This is a genomic window from Rhodococcus sp. AH-ZY2 (assembly GCF_030916465.1).
GTDB lineage: Bacteria > Actinomycetota > Actinomycetes > Mycobacteriales > Mycobacteriaceae > Rhodococcus > Rhodococcus ruber.
Map to the genome: position 1 here is coordinate 1,783,082 of NZ_CP126458.1, position 24,890 is coordinate 1,807,971.

The following is a 24,890-nucleotide window of genomic DNA, read 5'->3' on the forward strand; positions in this document are numbered from 1 at the left end:
GCAGGTGTGTGTGGAAGAGCCCGGGTCACGCGGTAGCCTTCTGACCATGACCAACGGTGATTCCGCTTCTGCTGTCGAGCTTCCGTTCGGCACCATCGCCACAGCGATGGTGACCCCGTTCACCGCCGACGGCAAGCTCGACGTGGACGCGGGTGTGCGTCTTGCCGCCTATCTGGTCGACGGCGGCTGCGATGCGCTGGTCCTCGCGGGTACCACCGGTGAATCGCCGACCACCACCGAGAACGAGAAGCTCGAGCTGATGCGCGCCGTGCTCGCCGCGGTGGGGGACCGCGCGAAGATCATCGCCGGCGCCGGCAGCAACGACACCGCCCACAGCGTCGAACTGGCCCGCGACGCCGCGCGAGCCGGCGCCCACGGACTGCTCGTCGTCACCCCCTACTATTCCCGGCCGCCGCAGGCCGGGCTCTACGCCCACTTCACGGCCGTCGCGAACGCCACCGACCTGCCCGTCATGCTCTACGACATACCGCCGCGCTCGGTCGTGCCGATCGAAACGGAGACGCTGCGCCGGCTCGCCGAGCACCCCCGCATCGTGGCGGTCAAGGACGCCAAGGGCGACCTCAACGCCGGCGCCGAGCTCATCGGCACCACCGACCTGAAGTTCTACTCCGGAGACGACCCGCTCAACCTCCCGTGGCTGTCGGTCGGTGCCGTCGGATTCGTCAGTGTCATCGGTCATCTCGTGCCCGGCCGCCTGCGGGAGCTGTACGACGCCTTCCAGGCCGGTGATCTCGTCCGCGCTCGCGCGATCAACCTGAGCCTCATGCCGATCCTGCGTGCCGTCTCCCGCCTCGGTGGGGTGAGCGCGTCGAAGGCGGGGCTGCGGTTGATGGGCCTCGACGTCGGCGAGCCCCGCCTGCCGCAGGTGGCGCCGACCTCCCTGCAGATCGACGCACTGGCCGCCGACCTGCACGCCGCAGGGGTGCTCGCATGAGCCGCCCGTCGCGCGGCCGGGGCCGCGCCACCCGCAACGCCGGACCGCCCAGCACCCGGCCCGTCCGCCGGACCGTGCAGAATTCGGCCGACACCCAGCGGCCCGACCCGCGCAAGGTCGCGGACATGTCGGTGCGTCTGGGCACCCCGCCGAAGGCACCGCGCAAGGGTCTGCGCGTCGTCGCGCTCGGCGGCATCGGCGAGATCGGCCGCAACATGACGGTCTTCGAGCACCAGGGCAAGCTCCTCGTCATCGACTGCGGCGTGCTCTTCCCCGAGGATCAGCAGCCCGGCGTCGACCTCATCCTGCCGGACTTCCGGCACATCGAGGACCGCATGGACGACGTCGAAGCCGTCGTCCTCACCCACGGGCACGAGGACCACATCGGGGCGGTGCCGTTCCTGCTGCGGCTGCGTCCCGACATCCCGGTCGTGGGTTCGAAGTTCACCCTCGCACTCGTCGCCGCGAAATGCCGCGAGCACCGGCTGCGTCCCAACCTCGTCGAGGTCGTCGAGGGGGACAGGACCACGCACGGGCCGTTCGAGTGCGAGTACTTCGCCGTCAACCACTCGATCCCGGACGCGCTCGCCGTCGCCGTCCGTACCGAGGCCGGCCTCGTGCTGCACACCGGCGACATCAAACTCGACCAGTTGCCGCTCGACGGCCGCCTCACCGACCTCGCCGGCTTCTCCCGGCTCGGTGACGAGGGCGTCGACCTGTTCCTCGTCGACTCCACCAATGCCGAGGTTCCCGGCTTCGTGATGCCGGAACGCGAAATCGGCGGCGTGCTGGACAATGTCATCGGCAAGGCCACCCAGCGCGTGATCGTCGCGTCCTTCGCCAGCCACGTGCATCGCATCCAGCAGGTCGTCGACGTCGCCGAGCGGTACAACCGCCGCATCGCCTTCGTCGGGCGGTCGATGGTGCGCAACATGCAGATCGCGCAGGACCTCGGTTACCTGCGGGTGCCGGACGGGCTCGTCGTCGATCTCGACACCGCGGCGACGTTGCCCGACAACCGGCTCGTGCTGATCTCCACCGGCTCCCAGGGGGAACCGCTGTCCGCGCTCTCCCGGATGGCGCGGGGCGAACACCGGCAGATCAACATCCGGGCCGACGACCTCGTCGTCCTGGCGTCCTCGCTGATCCCGGGCAACGAGAACTCGGTGTTCGCGGTCGTCAACGGCCTCGCCAAGCGTGGCGCCACCGTCGTCACCCAGCAGAACGCGAAGGTGCACGTCTCCGGCCACGCCTCCGCGGGCGAACTGCTGTACCTGTACAACGCGGTGCGCCCGACGAACGCGATGCCGGTGCACGGTGAATGGCGGCACCTGCGGGCCAACGCGGCGCTCGCCGAGGCGACCGGGGTTCCGCGGGAGCGGATCGTGCTGGCGGAGGACGGCGTGGTCGTCGACCTCGTCGACGGGCTCGCGGAGATCGTCGGGCAGGTACCCGTCGGCCACGTCTACGTCGACGGCCTGTCGGTCGGCGACGTCGGCGAATCCACCCTGTCGGACCGGCTGATCCTCGGCGAGGGCGGCTTCATCTCCATCTCCGTCGCCGTCGACGAGAACGGCCGCGCCGTGAGCACGCCGGGGGTGTCCGGCCGCGGGTTCTCCGACGACCCGGGGGCACTGTCCGAGGCCGCGCAGCTCGTGGACAAGGTCCTCAACGAACTCGCTGCCGAGGGCATCGACGACGCCCACCGCATCGCCCAGGCGATCCGCCGCGTCGTCGGGCGCTGGGTGTCCGACACCTACCGTCGCCGGCCGATGATCGTGCCGACGGTGATCACCGTTCCGGGTCCGGCGTAGCGGCACTCCACGGCGCGGACGGTCCGGCGGCAGCGGTGGTCCGACGCTACAGTGGGCCGTGTGAGCCTCGCCCGTGACGAACGACACGCACTCGTCCGCACCATGACGCAGACCGGTCCCGACGCCCCCACCCTGTGCGGGGACTGGACCACCCGGGACCTGGCCGCCCATCTCGTGGTCCGCGAACGCCGGATCGACACGATGCCGGGCATCGTCCTGCCTCCGCTGGCCGGGCACACCGAGCGGGTGCGCGCCGGGGCGGCGGACCGACCGTGGGAGCAGTTGCTCGCCGACATCGAGTCCGGCCCGCCGGTCTGGTCGCCGTTGTACCTCGTCGACGGGATCGCCAATGCCGCGGAGATGTTCGTCCACCACGAGGACGTGCGCCGCGCCGCGCCCGGGTGGCAGCCGCGACCGCTCGACGCACCGACCCAGGACCGCCTGTGGCAGATGGCCCGGCAGATCGGCCGGCGCGGTTACCGCGGCACCGACGTCACCGTGGTGTTCGAGCGCCCCGACGGCACCCGCGCGACGGTCCGTCGGCGCGGTCCGCGCACCGTGATCCTGCGCGGCGAACCGTCCGAGTTGTTGCTGCACGCCTTCGGCCGTGACGAGGTGCGCGTCGAGACCACCGGGCCGGCCGCCGACGTCGCGGAGGTTGCCGCGTCCGGTCGCGGCATCTGATCCGCCCGTGTGACCACCGCGCGCGGCTGATGCCGGTGTTGCGGATGGTTCGGTTGTGGACATTGCGACTAACCTGACGGGTATGGCAGGAAAGTCGGGTGCCCGCGGATCGTCGTCGACGACCTCACGGTCGAGGTCGGGGGCGCGCGGCTCGTCCGGGGCCTCGGGCGCGTCGCGGGCGAAGGGCAGCACCCGCAAGCCCGCCACGACGACCCGCCGGCAACCCGCCGCACGACGCCCGGCTCGCAGCACCGCCGGCCCCCGGCGCAAGGCGCCCTCTCGTTCATCACGGCCGGGCGTCCTGCAGACGCTCGGCCGCGGGATCGGCACCGGCTGGACGATGATCGCCCGCGGGGTGGGTGCCACCACCCGCACGGTGGGCAGGGTGACGGAGGTCGAGCACGGCCACCGCCGCGACGGCATCGCCCTCGGGCTCATCGCCGCGAGCGTCGTCGTCGCCGGCAGCGTCTGGTTCGCCGTCGGCGGCCCGCTCGGCGGCTGGATCGAGGCCGCGGTCCGCGCGCTCGTCGGCGGCGCCAGCGCCGTGCTGCCGCTGACCGGTCTCGTGATCGCGGTCGTCCTCATGCGCACCGAGCCGCGGCCGGAGATCCGGCCCCGGCTCGTCCTGGGGTCGATACTCGTCGCCCTCCCCGCGCTCGGCCTGTGGCACATCGCCTCGGGCATGCCCACCGACGGCGCGGGCCGGGCAGGGGGCGCCGGCTTCCTCGGATATCTGGTGGGCGGGCCCCTCACCGACGGTCTGACGGTGTGGTTGTCGGTGCCGTTGCTGCTGATGGCAGCCGGGTTCGGGATCCTGCTGCTCACCGGCACGACGATCCGGGAACTGCCCGGGATGTTCCGCGAGTACTTCGGCCTGCACTATCGGGCCGACGACGAGTACGGCGCGTACGACCCGGACCACGCCGACGACTACGACCCGGAGCACGACCCGACTCTGTTCGACGCCGACGGCTACCCGGTCGAGCGGCGTACCCGGGGCCGGCGGCGTACCCCCGTCGAGAACTACCCGACGGACGAATTCGACGGCGACGCCCGCACCGAGGTGCTGCCGGTGTGGGATCCGGAGCCGGCGCCCGCCGCGCCTCCGGCGCCGGAACCCGCACCGGAACCGGCACCCGAGCCGCCGCGCGCCCGCGCTCGGTCCAAGAAGGCTCCCGCGCCGGTCCCGCCGGTCGAGGAACCCTCCGACGACGGCAAGCTCGAGCCGCTCGTTCCCGACCGGGTGGTGGAGGGCGACTACGCTCTGCCGTCGCTCGGGCTGCTGCTCGAGGGCGATCCGCCCAAGAAGCACAGTTCGGCGAACGACCAGATGATCGAGGCCATCACCGAGGTGCTCGAACAGTTCAAGATCGACGCCGCGGTCACGGGCTTCACCCGCGGCCCGACGGTCACACGGTACGAGGTGGAACTCGGACCCGGCGTGAAGGTCGAGAAGATCACCGCGCTCGCCCGCAACATCGCCTACGCCGTGGCCACCGACAACGTGCGCCTGCTCGCGCCGATCCCCGGCAAGTCCGCGGTCGGCATCGAGGTCCCGAACTCGGACCGCGAACTGGTGCGTCTGGCCGACGTGCTCGCCGCTCCGTCGACACGCAAGGATCACCATCCGCTGGTGATCGGGCTCGGCAAGGACATCGAGGGCGACTTCGTCTGCGCGAACCTGGCCAAGATGCCGCATCTGCTCGTCGCCGGCTCCACCGGCTCCGGCAAGTCCAGTTTCGTCAACTCGATGCTCGTGTCGCTGCTCGTGCGGGCCACCCCGGACGAGGTCCGGATGATCCTCATCGACCCGAAAATGGTCGAGCTCACGCCGTACGAGGGCATCCCGCACCTGATCACGCCCATCATCACCCAGCCGAAGAAGGCAGCCGCCGCTCTCGCGTGGCTGGTGGAGGAGATGGAGCAGCGCTACCAAGACATGCAGGCCAACCGGGTCCGGCACATCGACGACTTCAATACCAAGGTCCGGTCCGGCGAGATCACCGCGCCGCTCGGCAGCGAGCGGGTCTACCGGCCGTACCCCTACATCCTCGCGATCGTCGACGAACTCGCCGACCTGATGATGACGGCCCCCCGTGACGTCGAGGACGCCATCGTGCGGATCACGCAGAAGGCCCGGGCCGCCGGCATCCATCTGGTGCTCGCCACCCAGCGGCCCTCCGTCGACGTGGTGACCGGTCTGATCAAGACGAACGTGCCGTCGCGACTCGCGTTCGCCACCTCGTCGCTGACGGACTCCCGAGTCATCCTCGACCAGCCCGGTGCCGAGAAGCTCATCGGCATGGGTGACGGCCTGTTCCTGCCGATGGGTGCCGGCAAGCCGATCCGAATGCAGGGCGCGTTCATCACCGACGAGGAGATCGCGGCCGTCGTCGACTTCGCCAAGAACCAGAAGGAACCGGAGTACACCGAGGGTGTCACCACCGCGAAGCCCGGCGAGAAGAAGGATGTCGACCCCGACATCGGTGACGATCTCGACGTGTTCCTGCAGGCGGTCGAGCTGGTGGTGTCGAGTCAGTTCGGGTCGACGTCGATGCTGCAGCGCAAGCTGCGGGTCGGGTTCGCGAAGGCGGGGCGCCTGATGGATCTGATGGAGACCCGCGGGGTCGTCGGTCCCAGCGAAGGCTCCAAGGCGCGGGAGGTCCTGGTCAAGCCGGACGAACTCGACGGCCTGCTGCTCTCCATCCGGGGCGGCGGGGACGCGGACGCGCCGGCACCGGCGGAGTAGGGGCGGCACGGATCGATGCCGCTTCCCGCATGTGGTTGAATGGACGAAGTGGAGGGGAGTATCCCCTAACTCGCGGCAGTTCCGTCAACACGTGCGACACCGATGTCGTCCCGGGGCTGTCGACCTCGAAGCCGCTCCTCGGAGCCGTGAGTCGAGGTGGGAGAGACCTCCGGTGGTTTGCTGTGCCTACCGGAGGAATGCCTGCAGATGCATGTCACCCCGCTCGTCTGGATCGTCACCATCCTGGTGATCCTGGGACTGTTCGTCTTCGACTTCTACGCGCACGTCCGCAAACCGCACGCGCCCACGTTGCGCGAGTCGGGCTTCTGGTCGGCGGTGTTCATCGGCCTCGCCGTGGTGTTCGGCGTCGTGGTGTTCGCCGTCTGGGGACCGACGTACGGCGGTGAGTACTTCGCCGGGTACGTCACCGAGAAGGCTCTCAGCGTCGACAACCTGTTCGTCTTCGTGATCATCATGTCGACCTTCGCGGTGCCGCGCGAGTACCAGCAGAAGGTACTCACCATCGGCATCGTCCTGGCACTCGTGATGCGCGGGGCGTTCATCGCCGTCGGAGCCGCGGCCATCAACACCTACAGCTGGGTGTTCTACCTCTTCGGCGCATTCCTCATCTACACCGCGATCAAGCTGATCCGCGAGCACGGTGAAGAGGTCGAGCACGAGAAGGAGCGGGAGAACCGGATCGTCTCCCTGGTCCGCAAGGTGTACCCGACCACCGACGAGTACCACGGCGACAAGCTGTTCACCCGGATCGACGGCAAGCGGTTCGCGACCCCGATGCTGCTCGCCCTGGCCGCCATCGGCTTCACCGACATCCTGTTCGCGCTCGACTCGATCCCCGCGATCTACGGCCTCACCAGCGAGCCCTACCTGGTGTTCACCGCCAACGCGTTCGCTCTGATGGGCCTGCGACAGCTGTTCTTCCTCATCGGCGGCCTGCTCGAACGGTTGGTCTACCTGTCCTACGGCCTGTCCGTGATCCTCGGGTTCATCGGGATCAAACTGGTGCTCCACGCGCTGCACGAGAACACGCTGTCGTTCGTCAACGGCGGGGAGCACGTCGCGGTGCCGGAGATCTCGACGTGGTTGTCGCTGGGCGTGATCGTCGGTGTGCTCGTGGTGACGACCGTGGCGAGTCTGCTCAAGACGCGCAGCGAGAAGGCCGACCTCACCTGACCTCGCGGCACCGGTGAGGGGCGTCAGTCGTTGAAGACGCCCATCACCGGGAGCCACTCCGTGATCCGGACGTCGTCGACCAGGCCGCGACGCGCGAAGGGATCCTGCGCCATGACCTCGCGCACGGCCGGCTCGTCCGCAGCCTCGACGACGATCAGCGCGCCCGACCCGTCGGCCCACGGGCCGGTCGCGCGTACCGTCCCGGCGTCGACGAGTTCTCCGAGCCAGCCCCGGTGGGCGGGCCGGTGCTCGTCGCGGCCGTCGGCGGTGGCCTCGGAGTAGGTGTACTCGACAGCGAACAGCGGCATGGATCCTCGCATTCGTGGTGGGGGAAGAGGCTCAGAGGGAGAGCAGCATCCGGGTGTTTCCGAGGGTGTTCGGCTTGACGTAGCTCAGGTCCAGGAACTCGGCCACACCGGTGTCGTAGGAACGGCACATCTCCGCGTACACCTCCGCGGTGACGGGAGTGCCGTCGATCTCGGTGAATCCGTGCCGGCCGAAGAACTCGACCTCGAAGGTGAGTACGAACAGCCGCTCCAGTTCGAGGTCGCGGGCGACGTCGATCAGGTGGGAGACGACCAGGTGGCCGACTCCGCGGCCCTTGACCCGCGGATCCACCGCGACGGTGCGGATCTCGCCCAGGTCGGACCACAGCACGTGCAGGGCCCCGCAGCCGACGACGGTGCCCGCCGTCTCGGCCACCCAGAACTCCTGCACGGACTCGTACAGCGTGACGAGATTCTTCTCGAGGAGGATCTTGCCCGCATAGATGTCGACCAGTCGCTTGATCTCCGGAATGTCGCCGGTTCGCGCCCGTCGCACGACTATGCGGTCGTGGGGTTCCGGGTCCGTCGTCCGCGAATTCATAGTGGTGAACAGTAGCCGGTCGCTCTACCGATATTGTGTCCGTGTGCCGGTCGGATCTCCATGCTCACGTGTCGCCCCGGCGGACCCGGGTCCGCGTCGTCCCCCGGCGCCGTCCGCGGCAGGGAGGCCGGTGTGAGCGCGCCGCATCCCGAGGTGGCCGGGACCGGTGGGGCCGCGGCGGCCCCCGGGCCGCACGCGCCCGCGGCCGCGGAGCCGGTGCCGCTGTGGAACATCGCCAACATCCTCACCATGGTGCGGATCGCTCTGGTGCCGGTGTTCCTGCTGGTGTTGTTCGCCGGCGACGGCCACGATGCCGCGTGGCGCCTCGCCGCCACGGCCGTGTTCGCCGTCGCGGCGATCACGGACCGGATCGACGGCCAGCTCGCGCGCAAGCACGGACTCGTGACGGATTTCGGCAAGCTCGCCGATCCGATCGCCGACAAGGCCCTCATCGGCGCCGCCCTCGTGGGCCTGTCGCTGCTCGGTGACCTGTCGTGGTGGGTGACCGGCATCATCGCGGCGCGCGAACTCGGCGTCACCGCACTGCGCTTCTTCGTGTTGCGGCACGCGGTGATCCCCGCGAGCCGCGGCGGCAAGGCCAAGACCCTGTTCCAGTCCCTCGCGATCGTGCTGTACCTGCTGCCGTTGCCGGCGGCGGCGACGCCGTTCGCGGTCGCGCTGATGGCGCTGGCAGTGATCCTGACGGTCGGCACCGGCATCGACTACGTCGTCCAGGCGGTGCGGCTACGCGCCGGCGTGCACCGCGTCGAGCAACAGCACGGGCAGTGAGTGGGATGGTGCCCGACCCCCTCGTTGCCGGTACCGCGGCCGCGGAGCTGGTCGCGGCCCTGGCCGCGCAGCGGCAGACGGTGGCGACGGCCGAATCTCTCACGGCCGGGCTGATTGCGGCGACGATCGCCGGGGTACCCGGTGCAAGCGTGGTGCTGCGCGGCGGGCTGATCGTCTACGCCACCGACCTCAAGTCCACCCTGGCGGGGGTGGATGCGGGGCGCCTCGCGGCGGACGGGCCGGTCTCCGAGTCGACCGCCGCGGCCCTGGCCGAGGGCGCCGCGGCGCGCTGCGCCGCGACGTGGGGCGTGGGCGTCACCGGCGTGGCCGGGCCGGATCCGCAGGACGGGCATCCGCCGGGCACGCTGTACCTCGGGATCGCCGGACCGGGAGGCACGGTGGTCACTTGTCCGTCGGTGTCCGGAGACCGGTGGGACATCCGGTCCGGTGCCACCCACGCCGCCGTGTCGGGCCTACTCACCCGCGTGCACGCCGCCGCGGGGATGTAGTGTCTTGACACCGCGGTACCGGTGGCAACCGGACCCGTGCGGAGCCGCGCCCGGCAGGGGTTTTCGTGCCCGGGCGGGGAGCCGGGAACCCGGCGACGTGCGTCGTGCGTTGACGGGTTGAGCGACGACGGACGAAGGAGGATGGGATGGCGCTGTTGTTGCGTGAGGCAATCGGTGACAGCCTTCGGCGCACCCGCGTTTCGCAGAGCCGCACCCTGCGTGAGGTCTCCAGCAGCGCCCGGGTCAGCCTCGGTTACCTCTCCGAGATCGAACGCGGACGCAAGGAGGCGTCGAGCGAACTGCTCGCCGCGATCTGCGACGCCCTCGACGTGCCCTTGTCCGACGTGCTCTTCGACGTCAGCGAGTCGCTCGCCGATGCGGTTCCCGCCCGCGGCCGGACCCCGGTGGGAGCGGCGGTCGTCGGAGCCGAGCCGGCTCCCCGCGACTCGGAGGCCCTCGCCGCCGAGCACGCGGCACTCGTGGCGCAGGACACGCGGGTGGTGATCCCGCCGCCGGCGGCACGCGCGCTGGCTGCCGCATAACATGGAGGTCGGACCGCGACGGCCTGGCCGGACGCGGACGAAAGCGACACACTCCGGGTCACCACCGGGGGGTGGCTCGGGACACACGACGGCCGGGTATGCGGGGCTCCCGGGACCGTCCGGAAACGGTGCGCGAGGGCCGTGCATCGGGTCGCGTTCGCCGCGGCGTACCAGATGGAGGCAGGATCACACCCATGGCTAATCCGTTCGTCAAGGGTTGGAAGTACCTGATGGCACTGTTCAACTCCAAGATCGATGAGAAGGCCGATCCGAAGGTCCAGATTCAGCAGGCGATCGAGGATGCGCAGCGTCAGCACCAGGCGCTGTCCCAGCAGGCCGCGTCCGTCATCGGCAACCAGCGTCAGCTGGAGATGAAGCTCAACCGGCAGCTGGACGAGGTCGAGAAGCTGAACGCGAGCGCGCGGCAGGCCGTGCTCATGGCCGACCAGGCCAACGCGGCCGGCGACACCGAGAAGGCCATCCAGTACACGAACGCCGCAGAGGCCTTCGCTGCCCAGCTGGTCACCGCCGAGCAGTCCGTCGAGGATCTGAAGGTCCTGCACGACCAGTCGCTGCAGGCTGCGGCACAGGCGAAGAAGGCCGTCGAGCAGAACGCGATGGCGCTGCAGCAGAAGGTGGCCGAGCGCACCAAGCTGCTCAGCCAGCTCGAGCAGGCCAAGATGCAGGAGCGCGTGAGCGAGTCCCTGCGCTCGATGGACTCGACGCTCGCCGCGCCGGGCACCACGCCGAGCCTGGACGCGGTCCGCGAGAAGATCGAGCGTCGCTACGCCACCGCGCTCGGGTCGGCCGAGCTCGCCCAGAACTCGGTGCACGGCCGGATGCTCGAGGTCCAGCAGGCCACCGTCCAGATGGCCGGCCACAGCCGTCTCGAGCAGATCCGCGCCTCCATGAAGGGCGAGGCGCTGCCCGGCGCCGCGGCGCCCGCGACCCCCGCGGTCAACCCGACCAAGGAACCGCCCTCGGCGGCGGGTAGCGCCGGCTCTCAGTAGCGCCGGCGTCGATCACCGACTGCAGAAACGCGACATCGTCATGAACATTCCCGCACGCGGCCGGACCGGACAGTTTCCCGGTCCGGCCGCGGCCGCGCTCCGGGACATGACCGGCAACGTGGTCGAGGCGGCGCGCCGCTGGAACGACCCCGCGGCCCGGCTGCGGCGCAAGAAGCGTCGCGCGCGTCGCCGTGCCCGCATCTTCGGCACTGCCTCCGGAATGGGTGGGGTCGGCACCGCGACCCTGGTGGCAGCGTCGGCTCCCGACTGGACCGTCGTCGCCACCGGCGGCACGACGGCCGCGCTCGTCGTGCCCGCCGCACTCGCGTTCCGTACCTTCCGGCGTCTCGACGCCGTGGCGCTGCCGCCGCCGGCGCCCGCCCGCCGGGCCCTGCCGCCGTCGGGTTCCGTCGCGCGGTCCCCGATGGCCCGGCTCGCCAGCGACGAACAGAGTCTCGCCCAGCTGCTGACGGTGCTGGCCCGGTCCCACACCGTCGCCGCCGACGATCTGGAGGAGATCGCGTCGGCCGCCCGAGACGCCGCCGGCGCCCTCGAAGCAGTCGCGGTCGACGTGGTCGCACTCGAAGCCGCGGCCCGCGACAGCGCCGCCGCCCAAGCCCACCTCGGTCCGGCCGTCGCGGCCGCCGGGAAGCGGCTCGACACGGGCGTCGACCAGTTCGAGGAACTCGTCGCCGCCGCGGCCCGGCTCGCGGCGGCCCCGGACGGGACCCGTTCGATGGATCTGCTCGACCGTCAGCGCGCCGAGCTGATCTCGGCGTCGGATCGACTCGAGGGCTGGGCCCAGTCGTGGCGGGAGATCCAGCAGATCGAGAGCCGCTACCGGAACTGACGGCGCGCCGGCGACTAGTCGTCCAGGCCGCGGGCCACGAGGGCCTCACCCATCGCCTCGGCGGTCAGCAGCGCCCCCACCACGACGGGCACCGCCAGGGCCCGCAGCGAGAAGCCGAGGCCGCGGGCTTTCCGCGCCTCGGTGACCTGCGCGACGATCGCTCCGAGCATCGGGACCGCCCGGACGGTCATCACCAGGACGAGACCCACCCGCTCCGGGTCGACGCCGACCCGGCGGAGCGGACGAAGTCCCGTCACGATCGCGTCGAGCATGTCGCTCACCCGGGTCGTCAGCGTGACCAGCGCGGCCAGGGCCACCGCGACCAGCAGCTGGCCGCACACCACCACCGCCCGTTCCCAGCCGGCGAGCAGCACCTGGAACGCCGCGATCACCACGAGCATCCACAGCAGCGGCCGAAGCTGTCGCAGCGCGGGACGGGGCGGGATCCGGGCCAGCAGGTAGAGCCCGAGCACGAGTGCCGAGGCGGCCGGCACCTGCCACGGTTGCCGCATCCACACCGTGAGCGCCACGATGAGCGCGGCCGTGACGAGCAGCTTCGGTCCCGCCGGTGCCCGGTGCACCGGCGACGACGCGCGGTGGTACAGCCCCAGGGTGCTCACGAGACCAGCTTGCGGTAGAAGTCGATCGCCGGGCCCGGCGCATCGTCGGCGACGACGCGGCCGCCGTCGACGACGAGCACCCGATCGAAGCCCGCCAGTAGATCCAGATGGTGGGTGACCACGACCAGTTGCTGCTCGAGGGCGGCGAAGGTCCGGGCGATCAGCCGGGCGTTGCGCAGGTCCAGCAGCGTCGTCGGCTCGTCCGCCACCAGTACGTGCGGCTCGGTGACCATGATCGCCGCGAGGGCGAGGAGTTGCTTCTGCCCACCGGAGAGCAGGTGACTCGGGTGGTCGTGGTGCCCGGCCAGCCCGAAGTCGGCGAGCACCCGCAGTACCCGTTCCGCGCGCTCGTCCTTGCCGAGTCCGCTGCGGCGCAGGGAGAAGGCGACGTCCTCCGCGACAGTGGGCATCACGATCTGATGATCGGGATCGGTGAACACGAATCCCACGCGCCGGCGCACCTCGCGGGCCTTGCGGGCGGTGTCGAGGCCGTCCACCGTGACGGTGCCGGAGGTCGGGACCACCAGTCCGTTGATCATCCGCGCCAGGGTGGACTTGCCGCTGCCGTTGGCACCGACGATCCCGACGCGGCGTTCGGTGAGGGTCACGTCGATGCCGTCGAGGACGGTGCGCTCCCCGTAGGCGTGCCCCACCTGCCGGAAGCGGATCTCGCTCATGCGGTCGTGTCCGGCGCGACGTTCAGTGCGCGGGATCGGCGGCCGGGCGCGCCGGTGCGCTCGGACTCGACAGGGCGGGGTAGGCGCGGTGCACCTGCGCGGCGACGACCGCCGCCACGACGGCCTTGAGCAGGTCGCCGGGCAGGAAGGTGGCGTTCGCGCTCAGGGCCGCCCACAGCGTGAGATCGGTGCGCGCGAGCATGCCGGCGATCCCGAACGCGTAGAGCACGACGATGCCGCCGAGCACGTTGACGGCGATGCCCGGCAGCACCCGGTAGCGGGGCAGCATGCGCGCCGAGAGCCAGCCGATCACCGCCACGGCGGGCAGCCAGCCGAGCAGGAAGCCGACCGTGGGCCCGGCCAGCGCCGTGAGCGTGGTGCGTCCCCCCGCGAGCACCGGCAGCGCCAGGCCCAGCACGATCACCGTCGCCACCGACAGCACGCCCCTGCGGACGCCGAGCAGGGCGCCGGCAAGCATGACGCCCAGCGTCTGCAGCGTGATCGGCACGCCCGACGAGCCCACGGTGATCTGTCCGGGCAGGCCCAGGGCGATGATCAGGGCGGCGAACACGGCGATCTGTGCCAGGTCGCGGGCGGGCGTGCTGCGGGTCGAGGACACGATTCTCAGCCTTCTGACGAGGGGACCGAACCTGTCGAGGGTATGTCGCCGCGGCGTGCTCCCTGTCACCACCCCGCTCCGGGCCGGGCCCCCAGCAGTGCGGCTCCGGTCTCCGGGTAACCACCCATCTTTCCCTGATCTCTGCGTTGACCTGGTGTTTTTCGGTGCGGGGAGTGTCAGGATCGACCTCGACGGCAACGAGGCAAGGAGTGGACGATGTTCTGGAAGATCGTGGGTGGGGTGGCGCTGGTGTGGATCGCTCTCGTGGTGATCGGGGCGCTCGCGGAGCACCTGTTCGGAATTCTCGTGGTGAGTGCGCTGATCTTCGGCGGCTACATGGTGTACAAGGCCGTGAGCGGCAGCAAGGACGATCACATCACCCGGGTGTGAGGTCACGCCGGCTCATCGGCGCAGCAACTGCGCGACCAGCCGGCGTCCCTGCCCGAGCGACACGTCGGGCAGATACGCATGCCCGACGGCGAGTCCGATCGTGGGCAGTGCTGCGGCGTCGGGGAAGACCATGTACATGGGCCGGTGCTGCGGCTGGAACTTCGTTTTGAAGGCGAGTAGGGACCGGAATCCGTAGACCGGCTCGAGGGTGCGGCCCAGCAGATCGAGCAGCGCGTCGAGTGCGCCGCGGTCGAGTGCGTCGGCCGCCGGGTCGGTTCCGGCGAGCGGCGCGCCCGACAAGCTGAGGAACTCGAGACCCTCCTCCTGCGCGGACATCGCGGCGGAGGCGATGAGAAATTCCATTGCGGGACGGAATCCCTCCGAGCGGCGGCGCATGAAGTCCAGCGTCAGACCGATCAGGGCGCCGTCCCGGTAGACCGGCAGCCACGACGTCACCGCGTGCACGCGGTCGTCCGCGTCGATCGCCAGGAGCAGTCGCACCTCCGGGTCGCGCAGTTCTTCGAGGCCGCCGAGGGTGAAGCCCATCTCGGGGAGGCCCTTGTCGGCGACCCACTCCTCGGAGATCGCCACGATCTGTTCCGTCACCGCCAGCGGAGCCTCGGCGAACGTCGTCCACCGTGCCTGCACTCCGTCCTTGACGGCGCGGTTGAGGGCGGTGCGCACGTCCTGGAACTTTTTGCCCTTGAAGGCGAGGCCGGGTAATGCCACGACCGTCTCCTCGGCTACCCGCAGGCAGCTCCAGCCGTGACCCCGGCCGATTGCGGCGGTGTCCTCCCCGACCGAGTAGAAGCACGGGGTCCAGCCGTTGCCGAGACAGTACGTGGCGAACTCGTCGACCGCCCGCTCGAGGTCGGCCGGATTGCCCACGGGGTCACCGGTGGTCAGCGCGACACCCGAGTGCACCCGGTAGGCGACGGCGTGCCGGCCGTCGGCGGTGAACCAGTACCGGTTGCCGCTCCACGTGGTCATCCAGGACAGGGAACTACCCCCCGGGCGGTGCAGCAGCGCACGGACGCGAAGCTCGTCGCGGGGATCGTGCCCGACGGCGGGGACCACGAAGCTGCGGAGCATCAGCATGCAGAATGTGACCCACACGAGCACTCCGACCCACTCGAACAGCAGTGTGGCGGGTGACGTCAGCGGCAGTACGGGGGGTTCGAACAACTGCAGGTACACAGGCGGCACGAGCCGTCGCGGCGCGTCGCGCAGCAGCGTGCCGATGCCCGGATCGCGGTCGAAGTCGTCGGAGAGCAGCGTTCCCAGCGCCACATAGGTGACGAGGGCGACGCCTGCGGCGGCCCCGGTGCCCAGCCACACGCGGGGATAGGTGCCGCGCGGTGCCTGCACGCCGAACAACCGCCGGGTCGCCAGCAGCAGCACGAGCACCGCGACAAGGGCGAGCAGCGGTGCGAGTTCCATGGAGACCGAGCTGCTGCGGCGCGCGCCGTACAGCAGTGAGCGGGTCTCGTCCTGCTCGGTGATCTGCACGATCACGCTCACTGCGGCCACGGCGATCAGTGCGACGTGTCCCCATACCGACAGGAGCCAGGCGACGCGGCGCCCGCGACGCAGACCCTCCGCCCCGACCAGTAGCACCGCCGACGGCATGAGGTTCATCACCAGGGGCCCGATGCCCGACAAGCGCAGCGCCTGCTGCCCCTTGCGGCACTCGTCACGCAGAGCCGGGTCCGCGCAGACGTCGACCAGCTCCCGTGCGGTATAGGGGACCTGGTCGAACAGCTCGCGCAGCGCGGACAGCGGGCCGATGGCGTGTGGCGAGAACGCCGCGAGGACGGGCCCGAGGACGCTCGCCGCCACGACGAGCGCCACCAGGGTGCGGCGCTCCCGCACCGTGCCGCCGAGTGCCGGACCGCGGGCGGCCCGCCCGAACAGCACCGGACCGAGGAAAAACCCCGTCAGCGCCGCGCAGAGGCGCGTGACGTCCTGCAGGTGGCCGGCGAACAGCGCGGTCGTGACGAGGAACACCAGCACCAGTGTGCGAATACGGCGACGCCACAGAGTGCCCATCCCCGCGGTGGCCGCGAGCAGGGCGCCCAGGATCCACGGCAGTGGGTCCTCGATCAGGTGACCGTGCAGTTCGAATCCCCACGAGTTCGGTACGGAGGACGCGAGCAGCGCCACGACGAGCGCGAGCGTGGCACCTGCGCCCTGCGAGACCACGGCGGCCACCGCGAACCTGCCGGCACCGATCCGGTTCTCGACGGGCACGGCCACCGCAAGGATCGCCGCAGTCGCCAGAATGTACTCGCCGAGACCGGAGGCGAACAGCCCGGAGGTCCACAGCACCCATACGCGGCCTTCGCCGATGCTGCCGGTACCCAGCGAGATCTGGAGGGCCAACTCGCGCGACGGGCCGTGCAGCACCGAACCAGTGACGAGTCCGGCCACCCAGAACACCGCGAGCAGGGTCAGGGACACCGGAGCCCGGCGCAGCACCCCACCGGCACGCGCCGTCATCGAGCGACGAGGCCGAGTCGTCGGCTGAGCCACGGCAACTCCTTCTCCAATCCGGCGGACCACACCGCGAAGCTGTGTGCGCCGGGAAGCTCCGTCAGGTGGACGTCCATTCCGGCGGCCGCGGCCGCTGTCGTCAGCTGCTCCAGCCCGGAGCGATATTCGCGGTCGTCGAGACCGACGACGAAGACACCCGCCGATCCGGGGTACCGGTTACGCGTCAGCAACTCGGCCGGGTTGTTGCGCGCGAAGGCGGCCGCGTCGCCGCCGAATACCTCCCGGACGGTGCGGTCCCGGTCTCCGATGGTGGGTTCCGCCTGCCCCGACAGGTCGAGGAAGGTCGGGTAGACGTCGGGCCGGGTGGTCGCCAGTTGCAGGGCGCACGTCCCGCCGTAGGAGAAGCCGCCGATCGCCCATCCGGACGGATCCGGGTCGACCTGCAGTTGCCTGCGCACCCAGGCCGGCACATCGACGGTCAGGTACGTCGCGACGTTGCCGAGATGCGAGTCGACGCACAGCGGGTTGTCGAACTGCCCGCCGGTTCCGTCGGCCAGCACGACGACGGGTGCGAGGCCGTCGTGCTCCGCCGCGTAGGCATCCATGATCTGCGTCAACCGTCCGCCGACGAGCCAGTCTTCGGTGCCACCGGGCTGGCCGGCCAGCAGCACCAGCACGGGCAGTTCGGGTCGCGGGTCGGCGAAGTACGCCGGGGGGAGGTAGATTCGTGCGTCCCGCGCACGGAATCCGGAGACAGCGCCCGGTATCCGTGCGGTCGTCACCGCCCCGGTTTCCGGCAGGTCGCCGCGCGGTGTCCAGTTCTCCGACAGAGGTCGCCGGTCGATCGTCGCCGCCGCCGAGCCCAAGGCCTCGGCGAGCGGCACCGTGCGGTAGTTGCTCAGACCCAGAGCCGCACGCACCGTCGGGTAGGCGTCGTACACCGCGTTGACCTGCCCCGCGGCGGCCACCACCACCGCTACGACGGCCACGACGAGACCGGCCGCGGCCAGCGGTCGCCGGTCCCGGTGCCGGACGACCCAGCGGCCGGCGCCGAGCGCGATTGCCAGGACGGCCAGGCCGGACCACACGTACACCGAGCGCGGCAGTCGGTCCGGAAACGGTCGCCACACCTGCTCGACGAGCACGGCCGCCGCGAGCACGAGCACAACCGTGGACACGACGGCCACGGGAACCCACACGACGAGCCATCGGCGGCTACGGCGTGCGACGAGCGCGGTGAAACCGCCGACGGCGAGGACGACAAACACCACGGCGGCAGCCGTCGTGGTCAGATGCACGTCGAGCGCTGCTTCGACGAGTCCGGACCACGACACGACATCCAGTATGCGCGAGGCTCCCACCGGCGCACCGGGATCGGCGATAGTAGAGGAATGGAACCGGTACCCGAGGACTGGCAGCGTGCGCTCGTGATCGCCGCGCACCCGGACGACATCGAGTACGGTGCGGCCTCGGCGGTGGCGCGGTGGACCCGCCAGGGCAAGGACGTGCGGTACGTGCTGGCGACCAGCGGTGAGGCCGGCATCGCGGGTCTGCCGCCGGCCGAGTGCGGGCCGCTGCGTGAGCAGGAGGAGCGGGCGTCGGCTCGCGTCGTCGGAGTCGAGGTGGTGGAGTTCCTCGGGCACCCGGACGGCCGCCTGGTGGCCGGGCCGGACCTGCGTCGCGATCTTGCGGCGGCGATCCGGCGGCACCGTCCCGAGATGGTGGTGACCGGCCACTTCGGGCTCACGTGGTTTCCCGGTGTCCTCAACAGTGCCGACCATCGGGCCCTGGGACTGAGCGTGCTCGACGCGGTCGCCGACGCGGCGAACGAATGGATCTTCCCGGAGCTGGCCGAGCAGGGGCTGCCGCCGTGGCCCGGGGTGCGGTGGGTCGCGGTGAACACGACGTCTCCGACTCACGCGGTGGACGTCACCGACACGGTCGAGGCCGGCGTCGCGTCCCTCGCCGAGCATCGCCGCTACCTCGAGGCGCTCGCGGCCGACCCGGTGATCGACCAGGCCCGGGCGCAGGTGGAGTCGGCCACCGCGGCGCTGCCCGGCTTCGACCAGGCCGCCGGTTTCGAGCTCTACACGTTCGGGGGCTGAGCACCGGGCACGAGGACGACTCCGGCTCCGGGTACGGCCTCCACGTCGACGGGCAGCGGGCCGAGCGGCTCGCCGTCCGCGTAGGCGGAGATGCCGGGACATTCGAGCCGGACTCGCCGGGTGCGGCGTACGGTCACCTCGTCCAGCTCGACATGGGTGCCGCGATAGACGGTCGGGAACAGGCGCAGCAGGCGGGTCCTGTTGGCCGAGGTCACGATCACGATGTCGAGGAGGCCGTCGTCGAGACGTGCGGCCGGGGCGATGCGCATGCCGCCCCCGTAGGTCGAGGCGTTGCCCACGGCCACCATCGTCGCCGCCACCTCGAGGTCGCCGTCGTCCAGCGTGATGCGGTACGGCAGCAAGCGCAGATGCGCCAGTTCCGCGACCATCGCGACGTTGTAGCGCAGTCGGCCGCGCGGCCGCCGCATCCGGTTGGCGCGGTCGGTGACCAGTGAGTCGAAGCCGCTGGCGAGCACGGTGCCGAACCAGTGGTCCGGCCGGCCGGCCGCCCGGACCCGGCCGAGATCGATCGTCCGCGTCGACCCGTCGGCGACCACGTCGGCCGCGGCCACCGGGTCCGACGGCAGCTGCAGGACGCGGGCCAGATCGTTCCCGGTCCCGGCCGGGACGATGCCGAGCGGTATGCCGCTCTGCGCGAGTGCCTGCCAGGCGAGCCAGACGAGCCCGTCCCCGCCGACCGCGACGAGTGCCCCGGTACCGGCGGCCACGGTGCGCCGGACCAGTTCGAGCGAATGCTGCGGGGTGTCGCCGGCGATCTCGGTGACGTGCAGGCCCCGTTCGCGCAACCGGGTCGTGGCAGCCCTGGTCGCGCGCGCGGTACGCGGACCCGCGGCCGGATTCGTCAGGACGGTGACGGATTCGATCACGGCAGCAGCTTCCCAGGGTTGAGGATGCCGCGCGGGTCGATTGCGTCCTTGACCGCACGCAGCAGGCCGGTGCCGAGTGTGCCGATCTCCTCGGCCATCCAGGGCCGGTGGTCCCGGCCGACGGCATGATGGTGGGTGACCGTGCCGCCGGCCGTCACGATCGCGTCCGTGGCGGCGCGTTTGGCTGCCGACCACTGCGCGAGGGGATCGTCCGCCTGTGCGCACACGACGGTGAAGTACAGGGATGCCCCGGTGGGGTACGTGTGCGAGATGTGACACAGCACCAGAGGCGGGGTGCCCTGATCCTGCAGCGATGCGGTGAGCGCGTCGGTCACCGCGGTCCGCAACCGCGCCAGATTACTCCACGTGGTGGCGGTTTCGAGGGTCTCGGCGAGCGCCCCGGCCCCCAGCAGCGCGTCGCGCAGGTGCGGTGCGTCGAACCGGCCGTCCTCCCAGGTCCGGGCCGGTTCTTCGCCGAGGTCGGTGCCGCCCGTGGCTGCGAGCAGGGCATCGACCTCGGCGGCGCGGGCTCGCACGTGGTCCGCGGTGCCCTCGACGGTGGTCACGGCCAGGCAGCCGGTGGGGGCGGTCGAACCGATGTGTTCGTGCAGCGCGAGATTGACGGCGGTCTCGGACTCGTCCGACAGACGCAGCACGGTGGGGACGGCGCCGGTCTGCACCAGGGTGCGCAGGGCGTCCGCACCGGTGGCGAAGTCGGGGAACGACCAGGCGCGACGGGCGACCGCGGCGGGGACCGGGTGGATTCGCACGCCGACCTCGGTGACGATGCCGAACAGTCCCTCGGAGCCGAGGAACAACTGCCGCAGGTCCGGTCCGGCGGCCGAGGCCGGCGCGCGCCCTGCGCGCACGGTACCGCTCGGCGTCGCGACGACGAGATGCTCGACCATGTCTTCGAACCGGCCGTAGCCCGCCGATGCCTGGCCGGAGGACCGGGTCACGGCGAACCCGCCCACGGTCGCGTGGCGGAAGCTCTGCGGGAAGTGCCCGAGCGAGAAGCCGTGGGCGCCGAGCAGTTCCTCGACCTGTGGTCCGGTGGCGCCAGCCTGCAGCGTCGCCACGCCGGAGACCGGATCGAGATCGGTGAGCGCATTCATCCGTTGCAGGTCCACGGCGACGACGGCGTCGAATCCGTCGCGCACCGGGTCCAGGCCGCCGACGACGCTGGTGCCGCCGCCGAACGGGACGACGGCGATCGCCTCGCCGGCGCAGTAGTCGAGTACGGCGAGTACCTCGTCGTGGCTGCCGGGCCGCACCACCGCGTCGGGAGCATCCTGCGGTCCCGGGTCCTGTCGTCGCAGCAGGTCGAGGGTGCTCTTGCCGCCGGCGTGACGGAGGCGGGCCGCGTCGTCGTCGCCGACGTGCCCGGGGCCGACGATGCGGCCGAGGCCGTGGCGGTGCCGCGTGTCCAGGCGGGAGGGGAGGAGTCGCACCGCGCTCTCGGCCAGGGACGGGGCCCGGTGGGTGTCCACGCCGAGGGCCTGCTGCAGCAGGGTGCGGACGCCGTCGCCGAGTTCCTTCCGGCGATCCGCCGTACCCCACGCGTCCCACTCCATCTCGGCGGCAGCGGACGGATGGCGGGGTGTGAAGCTCACAGTCATGCGTTACAGTGTTACATACAATGTCTATCCGTAACGAAGAATTCCGGTCGTCGGGTGCGCCGGCAACGACCGTCGAGGATCAGATCCTCGACGCCACCCGCTCCTGCCTGCTCGACTTCGGACTGCGGCGCACCACCCTCGCCGAGGTGGCACGCCGCGCCGGTGTCAGCCGCCCCACGGTCTATCGCCGCTGGCCCGACACCCGTGCCCTGGTCGCGGACCTGCTCACCCGGGAGATCCGCGCCGTACTCCCGGATCTCGACGGCGAGGGACCCGTCCGGCCGCGGATCGTACGGGCCGTCGTGACGGCCGTCGACGAGATCGGCGCGCACCCGCTGTTCGAGAAGATCCTCCGATCGGATCCGGACCTGCTCATGACGTACATCGTGGACCGGCTCGGCACCAGCCAGAACGCGGTCCTCGAGGTGCTGACCGGTGCGCTCACCCGCGGTCAGCGCGACGGCACCGTCCGCAGCGGCGACGTCCGTGCGCTCGCCGCGTTCGTACTGCTCACCGCCCAGTCGGTCGTGCAGTCCGCCGGGATGATCGCCGAGGTGGTCGACCGCGAGGCACTGCTGACCGAGCTGGCGCACGCCGTGGACACCTACCTCGCACCTGCCGGAGAGGATCGACCGTGACCGGACCTGCCTCCAGTGCCCTCGACGCCGCCCGCAGACGCCGGGAACTCGACGACCTCGCCGCCGACCCCACCGTCGACGTGCTCGTCGTCGGCGGCGGTGTCACCGGCACGGGCGCCGCCCTCGACGCGGCGTCGCGCGGCCTGAGCGTCGTCCTCGTCGAACGTCACGATCTCGCCTTCGGCACGAGCCGGTGGAGCTCGAAGCTCGTCCACGGCGGACTGCGCTACCTCGCCACCGGGAACATCGGCATCGCCCGCGAGAGCGCCGTCGAGCGGGGCATCCTCATGACCCACACGGCGCCGCACCTGGTGCGGGCGATGCCGCAGCTGGTGCCGCTGCTGCCGTCGGTGGGACGCGGCGAGGCCGCACTCGTGCGCGCCGGGTTTCTGGCCGGCGACGCCCTGCGCGTCTCCGCGCACACCCCGTCCGCGGTGCTGCCGCGCTCGCGTCGCATCGGCGCGGGACGCGTCGCCGGCCTGGTGCCCGCCGTCCGGCGCGACGGATTGCGCGGGGGCCTGCTCGCGTACGACGGTCAGCTCGTCGACGACGCCCGGCTCGTCGTCGCGCTCGCCCGCACCGCCGCCTCCCACGGCGCCCGCATCCTCACCCGCGTCGACGCGCAGTCCGTCACCGCCGGCGGCGCCGTCCTGCGTGACATGCTCACCGGCACCGAGATCCGGGTGGCGGCCGCCGCCGTGATCAATGCGGCCGGCGTGTGGGCCGGACAGGTCGATCCTTCGATCCGGCTACGGCCCAGCCGCGGCACGCACCTCGTCCTCGACGCCACCGCCCTCGGCAACCCGACCGCCGCGCTGACCGTGCCGATTCCCGGTGCCACCAACCGATTCGTCTTCGCGCTGCCCGCCCAGTCGGGCCGGATCTACCTGGGTCTGACCGACGAGCCGGCGCCCGGCCCGCTGCCGGACGTCCCGCAGGCCACCGACAACGAGATCGACTTTCTCCTCGACACCGCCAACACGGCCCTCGCCACACCCCTGACCCGCAACGACGTCCTCGGGGCCTTCGCGGGACTGCGGCCGCTGCTCGACTCGTCCGCACCGGGCACCGAAATCGGGGACGCCACCGCGGACCTGTCACGCCGGCACGCCGTCGTGCGGTCCGAGCACGGTCCGATCGGCATCGTCGGGGGCAAGCTCACCACCTACCGGCGGATGGCGCAGGACGCCGTCGACGCGGCGGTCGAGGCCGCCGGGCTGCGCGCCGGACCGTGCCGCACCACGCGGCTTGCCCTCGTCGGCGCAGCCCCGCCCGGCGTGCTGCGCACCGTCGCGGCCCCGCCGAACCTGGTGCGGCGTTACGGAACCGAAGCTGCGCTGCTCGCCGCGGGTCCGCACGCGCTCGAGCCGATCGCCCCCGGACTCGACGTCAGCCGGGCGGAACTCGAGTTCGCGGTCACCCACGAGGGCGCCCTGGATGTCGACGACATCCTCGACCGCCGCACCCGGATCGGACTCGTACCCGGTGACCGGGCCAGGGCGCTCGCCGTCGCCGGTGACGTGCTGGCTGACGTGCCGGACTGACCCCGGCAGCGACCGGTGTGACACCTGCCGCACTCCGATCGGGAATCGCAGGTGTGCCCGCACCCGTTGCCCCTGCCATGGACCTGTTCACATCCGTCACTCTCGGAGATCTCGAGCTCGCCAATCGGGTCGTCATGGCCCCGCTGACCCGGCTGCGGTCCGGACCGTCGGGTGTTCCCGGCGACCTGGTGGTCGAGCACTACCGGCAGCGGGCGAGCGTGGGGCTGATCATCACCGAAGGCACCTACCCCAACCACGAGTCGCAGGCCTTCGTCGGCCAGCCGGGAATCGTCACCGACGCGCAGGTGGCCGGCTGGCGACGGGTGGCCGACGCGGTGCACGCCCGCGGCGGCCACATCGTGATGCAGGTGATGCACGGCGGACGCGTGACCCACCCCGACGTGAACGGCGGCCGACGGGTCGTCGCTCCGAGCGCGATTGCGATCGACGGCGTGGGACACACCGAGAAGGGCAAGCAGCCGTACCCGATACCGCACGCGCTGACCACCGACGAAGCGCGCGGGATCGTCGAGGACTTCGTCGCCGCGGCGCGGCGGGCGATCGAGGCCGGGCTGGACGGGGTGGAAATCCACGGCGCCAACGGCTACCTGCTGCACGAGTTCCTTTCACCGGCCGCCAATCAGCGTACGGACGAGTACGGCGGCTCTCCGGAGAACCGGGCCCGCTTCGTCGTCGAAGTGGTCACGGCGGTGGCGTCGGCCATCGGCCCCGGCCGGGTCGGACTGCGGATCTCGCCCGAGCACAACATCCAGGACGCCTACGAGACCGACCGCGACGACGTCCTCGCCACCTACGGCGCCCTCCTCGATCGACTGCGTCCACTGGGCCTGGCATACCTTTCCGTGCTGCACAAGGAACCGGCCGGCGAACTGGTGCAGGAGCTGCGCCGGCGGTTCGGCGGCAAGTTGATCGGCAACAGCGGCTTCGGCTCGCCGACCACCCGGGACGAAGCGGTGGAGCTGATCGAGGCCGCCCACGCCGATGCCGTGGCCGTGGGCCGGGCGGTCCTCGCCAACCCGGACCTGGTCGAGCGGTGGGCGGGGGAGCACCCGGAGAACCAGCCGCAATCGGCGCTGTTCTACTCGTCGGGCGCCGAGGGCTACACCGACTACCCCTTCCTGCACGCGGGCTGACCCCACGGTTCTGCCCGGCTCCGGCAGCCGGGCAGAACCGGCCAGGTGGCTGCGTGCCTCGTGCCCTCGTGATCACCTGCCGCCGACCGGGCCACCGACGCCGGGTGCGGGCGACGCTGCCGCGCCTCGGGCGACATCGGTTAGCACCGCGATCCGATTCGGAGCATTCGGGTGCGGGTCC

The 24,890-nt window shown here is 71.2% G+C and carries 24 protein-coding genes; 15 read left to right on the forward strand and 9 right to left on the reverse strand.

The window, feature by feature from the left end; all coding sequences use genetic code 11:
- Positions 1-46: 46 nt before the first annotated feature.
- The 5 genes from dapA (at position 47) to QNA09_RS09370 (ending at position 7,396) form a co-directional block, all read left to right on the forward strand.
- A complete protein-coding gene (gene dapA / locus QNA09_RS09350; protein ID WP_010592676.1) occupies positions 47-955 on the forward strand; it encodes a 4-hydroxy-tetrahydrodipicolinate synthase in 909 nt (302 codons plus the stop codon).
- Positions 952-2,769, forward strand: a complete 1,818-nt coding sequence (locus QNA09_RS09355; RefSeq protein WP_017680686.1) for a ribonuclease J — start codon at positions 952-954, stop codon at positions 2,767-2,769. Before dapA ends, QNA09_RS09355 begins: the two co-directional genes overlap by 4 nt.
- Before the next feature lie 60 nt (positions 2,770-2,829).
- On the forward strand, positions 2,830-3,453 hold the full coding sequence (locus QNA09_RS09360; protein ID WP_026137743.1) for a TIGR03085 family metal-binding protein: 624 nt from the start codon (positions 2,830-2,832) through the stop codon (positions 3,451-3,453).
- Between the two features lie 82 nt (positions 3,454-3,535).
- Positions 3,536-6,202 carry a DNA translocase FtsK gene (locus tag QNA09_RS09365; RefSeq protein WP_190242362.1) on the forward strand — a complete coding sequence of 889 codons (2,667 nt, stop codon included), beginning with the start codon at positions 3,536-3,538 and terminating at the stop codon, positions 6,200-6,202.
- A gap of 207 nt (positions 6,203-6,409) precedes the next feature.
- Complete coding sequence (locus QNA09_RS09370; protein WP_010592671.1) at positions 6,410-7,396, forward strand: TerC family protein; 987 nt, start codon at positions 6,410-6,412, stop codon at positions 7,394-7,396.
- A gap of 23 nt (positions 7,397-7,419) precedes the next feature.
- Here the strand turns inward: QNA09_RS09370 and QNA09_RS09375 are convergent, their stop codons facing one another.
- Positions 7,420-7,704 carry a YciI family protein gene (locus QNA09_RS09375; RefSeq protein ID WP_017680684.1) on the reverse strand — a complete coding sequence of 95 codons (285 nt, stop codon included), beginning with the start codon at positions 7,702-7,704 and terminating at the stop codon, positions 7,420-7,422.
- A 31-nt stretch (positions 7,705-7,735) separates the two neighbouring features.
- Positions 7,736-8,263 (reverse strand): amino-acid N-acetyltransferase, encoded by a 528-nt coding sequence (locus QNA09_RS09380; RefSeq protein ID WP_082061259.1) that lies wholly within the window; start codon positions 8,261-8,263, stop codon positions 7,736-7,738.
- Positions 8,264-8,395: 132 nt separating this feature from the next.
- On the opposite strand from QNA09_RS09380, the gene pgsA reads away from it, so the two are divergent.
- From pgsA to QNA09_RS09405, 5 genes are all read left to right on the forward strand, one after another.
- Positions 8,396-9,052 carry a CDP-diacylglycerol--glycerol-3-phosphate 3-phosphatidyltransferase gene (gene pgsA / locus QNA09_RS09385; RefSeq protein ID WP_010592668.1) on the forward strand — a complete coding sequence of 219 codons (657 nt, stop codon included), beginning with the start codon at positions 8,396-8,398 and terminating at the stop codon, positions 9,050-9,052.
- An 8-nt stretch (positions 9,053-9,060) separates the two neighbouring features.
- On the forward strand, positions 9,061-9,561 hold the full coding sequence (locus tag QNA09_RS09390) for a CinA family protein (RefSeq protein WP_026137742.1): 501 nt from the start codon (positions 9,061-9,063) through the stop codon (positions 9,559-9,561).
- A gap of 146 nt (positions 9,562-9,707) precedes the next feature.
- Positions 9,708-10,103 carry a helix-turn-helix domain-containing protein gene (locus QNA09_RS09395; RefSeq protein ID WP_010592666.1) on the forward strand — a complete coding sequence of 132 codons (396 nt, stop codon included), beginning with the start codon at positions 9,708-9,710 and terminating at the stop codon, positions 10,101-10,103.
- A 194-nt stretch (positions 10,104-10,297) separates the two neighbouring features.
- Complete coding sequence (locus QNA09_RS09400; protein WP_003935651.1) at positions 10,298-11,113, forward strand: PspA/IM30 family protein; 816 nt, start codon at positions 10,298-10,300, stop codon at positions 11,111-11,113.
- 40 nt (positions 11,114-11,153) lie between these two features.
- Positions 11,154-11,963: a hypothetical protein gene (locus QNA09_RS09405; protein WP_119699718.1), complete on the forward strand. Its 810-nt coding sequence runs from the start codon at positions 11,154-11,156 to the stop codon at positions 11,961-11,963.
- Between the two features lie 14 nt (positions 11,964-11,977).
- Here QNA09_RS09405 and QNA09_RS09410 read toward each other — a convergent pair whose 3' ends face one another.
- From QNA09_RS09410 to QNA09_RS09420, 3 genes are read right to left on the reverse strand one after another with little or no spacing between them, the layout of a single operon-like run.
- The gene (locus QNA09_RS09410) at positions 11,978-12,583 is read right to left on the reverse strand and encodes an energy-coupling factor transporter transmembrane protein EcfT (RefSeq protein ID WP_010592664.1); all 606 of its coding nucleotides are present in this window, start codon (positions 12,581-12,583) and stop codon (positions 11,978-11,980) included.
- Positions 12,580-13,260, reverse strand: a complete 681-nt coding sequence (locus QNA09_RS09415) for an ABC transporter ATP-binding protein (RefSeq protein WP_308072433.1) — start codon at positions 13,258-13,260, stop codon at positions 12,580-12,582. Before QNA09_RS09415 ends, QNA09_RS09410 begins: the two co-directional genes overlap by 4 nt.
- A 22-nt stretch (positions 13,261-13,282) precedes the next feature.
- Entirely contained in the window at positions 13,283-13,879 is a 597-nt protein-coding gene (locus QNA09_RS09420) for a biotin transporter BioY (protein WP_010592662.1), read from the reverse strand.
- 216 nt (positions 13,880-14,095) lie between these two features.
- Between QNA09_RS09420 and QNA09_RS09425 the strand changes: the two genes are divergently transcribed.
- Positions 14,096-14,269, forward strand: coding sequence for a hypothetical protein (locus QNA09_RS09425; RefSeq protein WP_162919308.1), 174 nt, complete (start codon positions 14,096-14,098; stop codon positions 14,267-14,269).
- Positions 14,270-14,281: 12 nt separating this feature from the next.
- On the opposite strand, the gene QNA09_RS09430 is transcribed toward QNA09_RS09425, so the two are convergent.
- Positions 14,282-16,768, reverse strand: a complete 2,487-nt coding sequence (locus QNA09_RS09430) for a DUF2156 domain-containing protein (protein ID WP_010592661.1) — start codon at positions 16,766-16,768, stop codon at positions 14,282-14,284.
- Positions 16,765-18,096 (reverse strand): alpha/beta hydrolase family protein, encoded by a 1,332-nt coding sequence (locus QNA09_RS09435; RefSeq protein ID WP_017680680.1) that lies wholly within the window; start codon positions 18,094-18,096, stop codon positions 16,765-16,767. Before QNA09_RS09435 ends, QNA09_RS09430 begins: the two co-directional genes overlap by 4 nt.
- Positions 18,097-18,153: 57 nt before the next feature.
- On the opposite strand from QNA09_RS09435, the gene QNA09_RS09440 reads away from it, so the two are divergent.
- Positions 18,154-18,867, forward strand: a complete 714-nt coding sequence (locus QNA09_RS09440) for a PIG-L deacetylase family protein (RefSeq protein ID WP_119699719.1) — start codon at positions 18,154-18,156, stop codon at positions 18,865-18,867.
- Here QNA09_RS09440 and QNA09_RS09445 read toward each other — a convergent pair.
- A complete protein-coding gene (locus QNA09_RS09445) occupies positions 18,849-19,754 on the reverse strand; it encodes a diacylglycerol kinase (protein ID WP_119699720.1) in 906 nt (301 codons plus the stop codon). The genes QNA09_RS09440 and QNA09_RS09445 overlap by 19 nt on opposite strands.
- Positions 19,751-21,373, reverse strand: coding sequence for an FAD-binding oxidoreductase (locus tag QNA09_RS09450; RefSeq protein WP_040271875.1), 1,623 nt, complete (start codon positions 21,371-21,373; stop codon positions 19,751-19,753). Before QNA09_RS09450 ends, QNA09_RS09445 begins: the two co-directional genes overlap by 4 nt.
- 20 nt (positions 21,374-21,393) lie before the next feature.
- Between QNA09_RS09450 and QNA09_RS09455 the strand changes: the two genes are divergently transcribed.
- From QNA09_RS09455 to QNA09_RS09465, 3 genes are all read left to right on the forward strand, one after another.
- Positions 21,394-22,011, forward strand: coding sequence for a TetR/AcrR family transcriptional regulator (locus QNA09_RS09455; protein ID WP_010592656.1), 618 nt, complete (start codon positions 21,394-21,396; stop codon positions 22,009-22,011).
- A complete protein-coding gene (locus QNA09_RS09460) occupies positions 22,008-23,555 on the forward strand; it encodes a glycerol-3-phosphate dehydrogenase/oxidase (RefSeq protein WP_119699721.1) in 1,548 nt (515 codons plus the stop codon). Before QNA09_RS09455 ends, QNA09_RS09460 begins: the two co-directional genes overlap by 4 nt.
- Positions 23,556-23,632: 77 nt before the next feature.
- Positions 23,633-24,709 carry an alkene reductase gene (locus QNA09_RS09465; RefSeq protein ID WP_059174599.1) on the forward strand — a complete coding sequence of 359 codons (1,077 nt, stop codon included), beginning with the start codon at positions 23,633-23,635 and terminating at the stop codon, positions 24,707-24,709.
- Positions 24,710-24,890 lie beyond the last annotated feature (181 nt).

Coding starts and splice junctions, on each gene's coding strand:
- dapA (WP_010592676.1), top strand. CDS start 47: ATGACCAACGGTGATTCCGCTTCTGCTGTCGAGCTTCCGTTCGGCACC.
- QNA09_RS09355 (WP_017680686.1), top strand. CDS start 952: ATGAGCCGCCCGTCGCGCGGCCGGGGCCGCGCCACCCGCAACGCCGGA.
- QNA09_RS09365 (WP_190242362.1), top strand. CDS start 3,536: ATGGCAGGAAAGTCGGGTGCCCGCGGATCGTCGTCGACGACCTCACGG.
- QNA09_RS09370 (WP_010592671.1), top strand. CDS start 6,410: ATGCATGTCACCCCGCTCGTCTGGATCGTCACCATCCTGGTGATCCTG.
- QNA09_RS09375 (WP_017680684.1), bottom strand. CDS start 7,704: ATGCCGCTGTTCGCTGTCGAGTACACCTACTCCGAGGCCACCGCCGAC.
- QNA09_RS09380 (WP_082061259.1), bottom strand. CDS start 8,263: ATGAATTCGCGGACGACGGACCCGGAACCCCACGACCGCATAGTCGTG.
- QNA09_RS09395 (WP_010592666.1), top strand. CDS start 9,708: ATGGCGCTGTTGTTGCGTGAGGCAATCGGTGACAGCCTTCGGCGCACC.
- QNA09_RS09400 (WP_003935651.1), top strand. CDS start 10,298: ATGGCTAATCCGTTCGTCAAGGGTTGGAAGTACCTGATGGCACTGTTC.
- QNA09_RS09405 (WP_119699718.1), top strand. CDS start 11,154: ATGAACATTCCCGCACGCGGCCGGACCGGACAGTTTCCCGGTCCGGCC.
- QNA09_RS09415 (WP_308072433.1), bottom strand. CDS start 13,260: ATGAGCGAGATCCGCTTCCGGCAGGTGGGGCACGCCTACGGGGAGCGC.
- QNA09_RS09425 (WP_162919308.1), top strand. CDS start 14,096: ATGTTCTGGAAGATCGTGGGTGGGGTGGCGCTGGTGTGGATCGCTCTC.
- QNA09_RS09430 (WP_010592661.1), bottom strand. CDS start 16,768: ATGACGGCGCGTGCCGGTGGGGTGCTGCGCCGGGCTCCGGTGTCCCTG.
- QNA09_RS09440 (WP_119699719.1), top strand. CDS start 18,154: ATGGAACCGGTACCCGAGGACTGGCAGCGTGCGCTCGTGATCGCCGCG.
- QNA09_RS09450 (WP_040271875.1), bottom strand. CDS start 21,373: ATGACTGTGAGCTTCACACCCCGCCATCCGTCCGCTGCCGCCGAGATG.
- QNA09_RS09455 (WP_010592656.1), top strand. CDS start 21,394: ATGTCTATCCGTAACGAAGAATTCCGGTCGTCGGGTGCGCCGGCAACG.
- QNA09_RS09465 (WP_059174599.1), top strand. CDS start 23,633: ATGGACCTGTTCACATCCGTCACTCTCGGAGATCTCGAGCTCGCCAAT.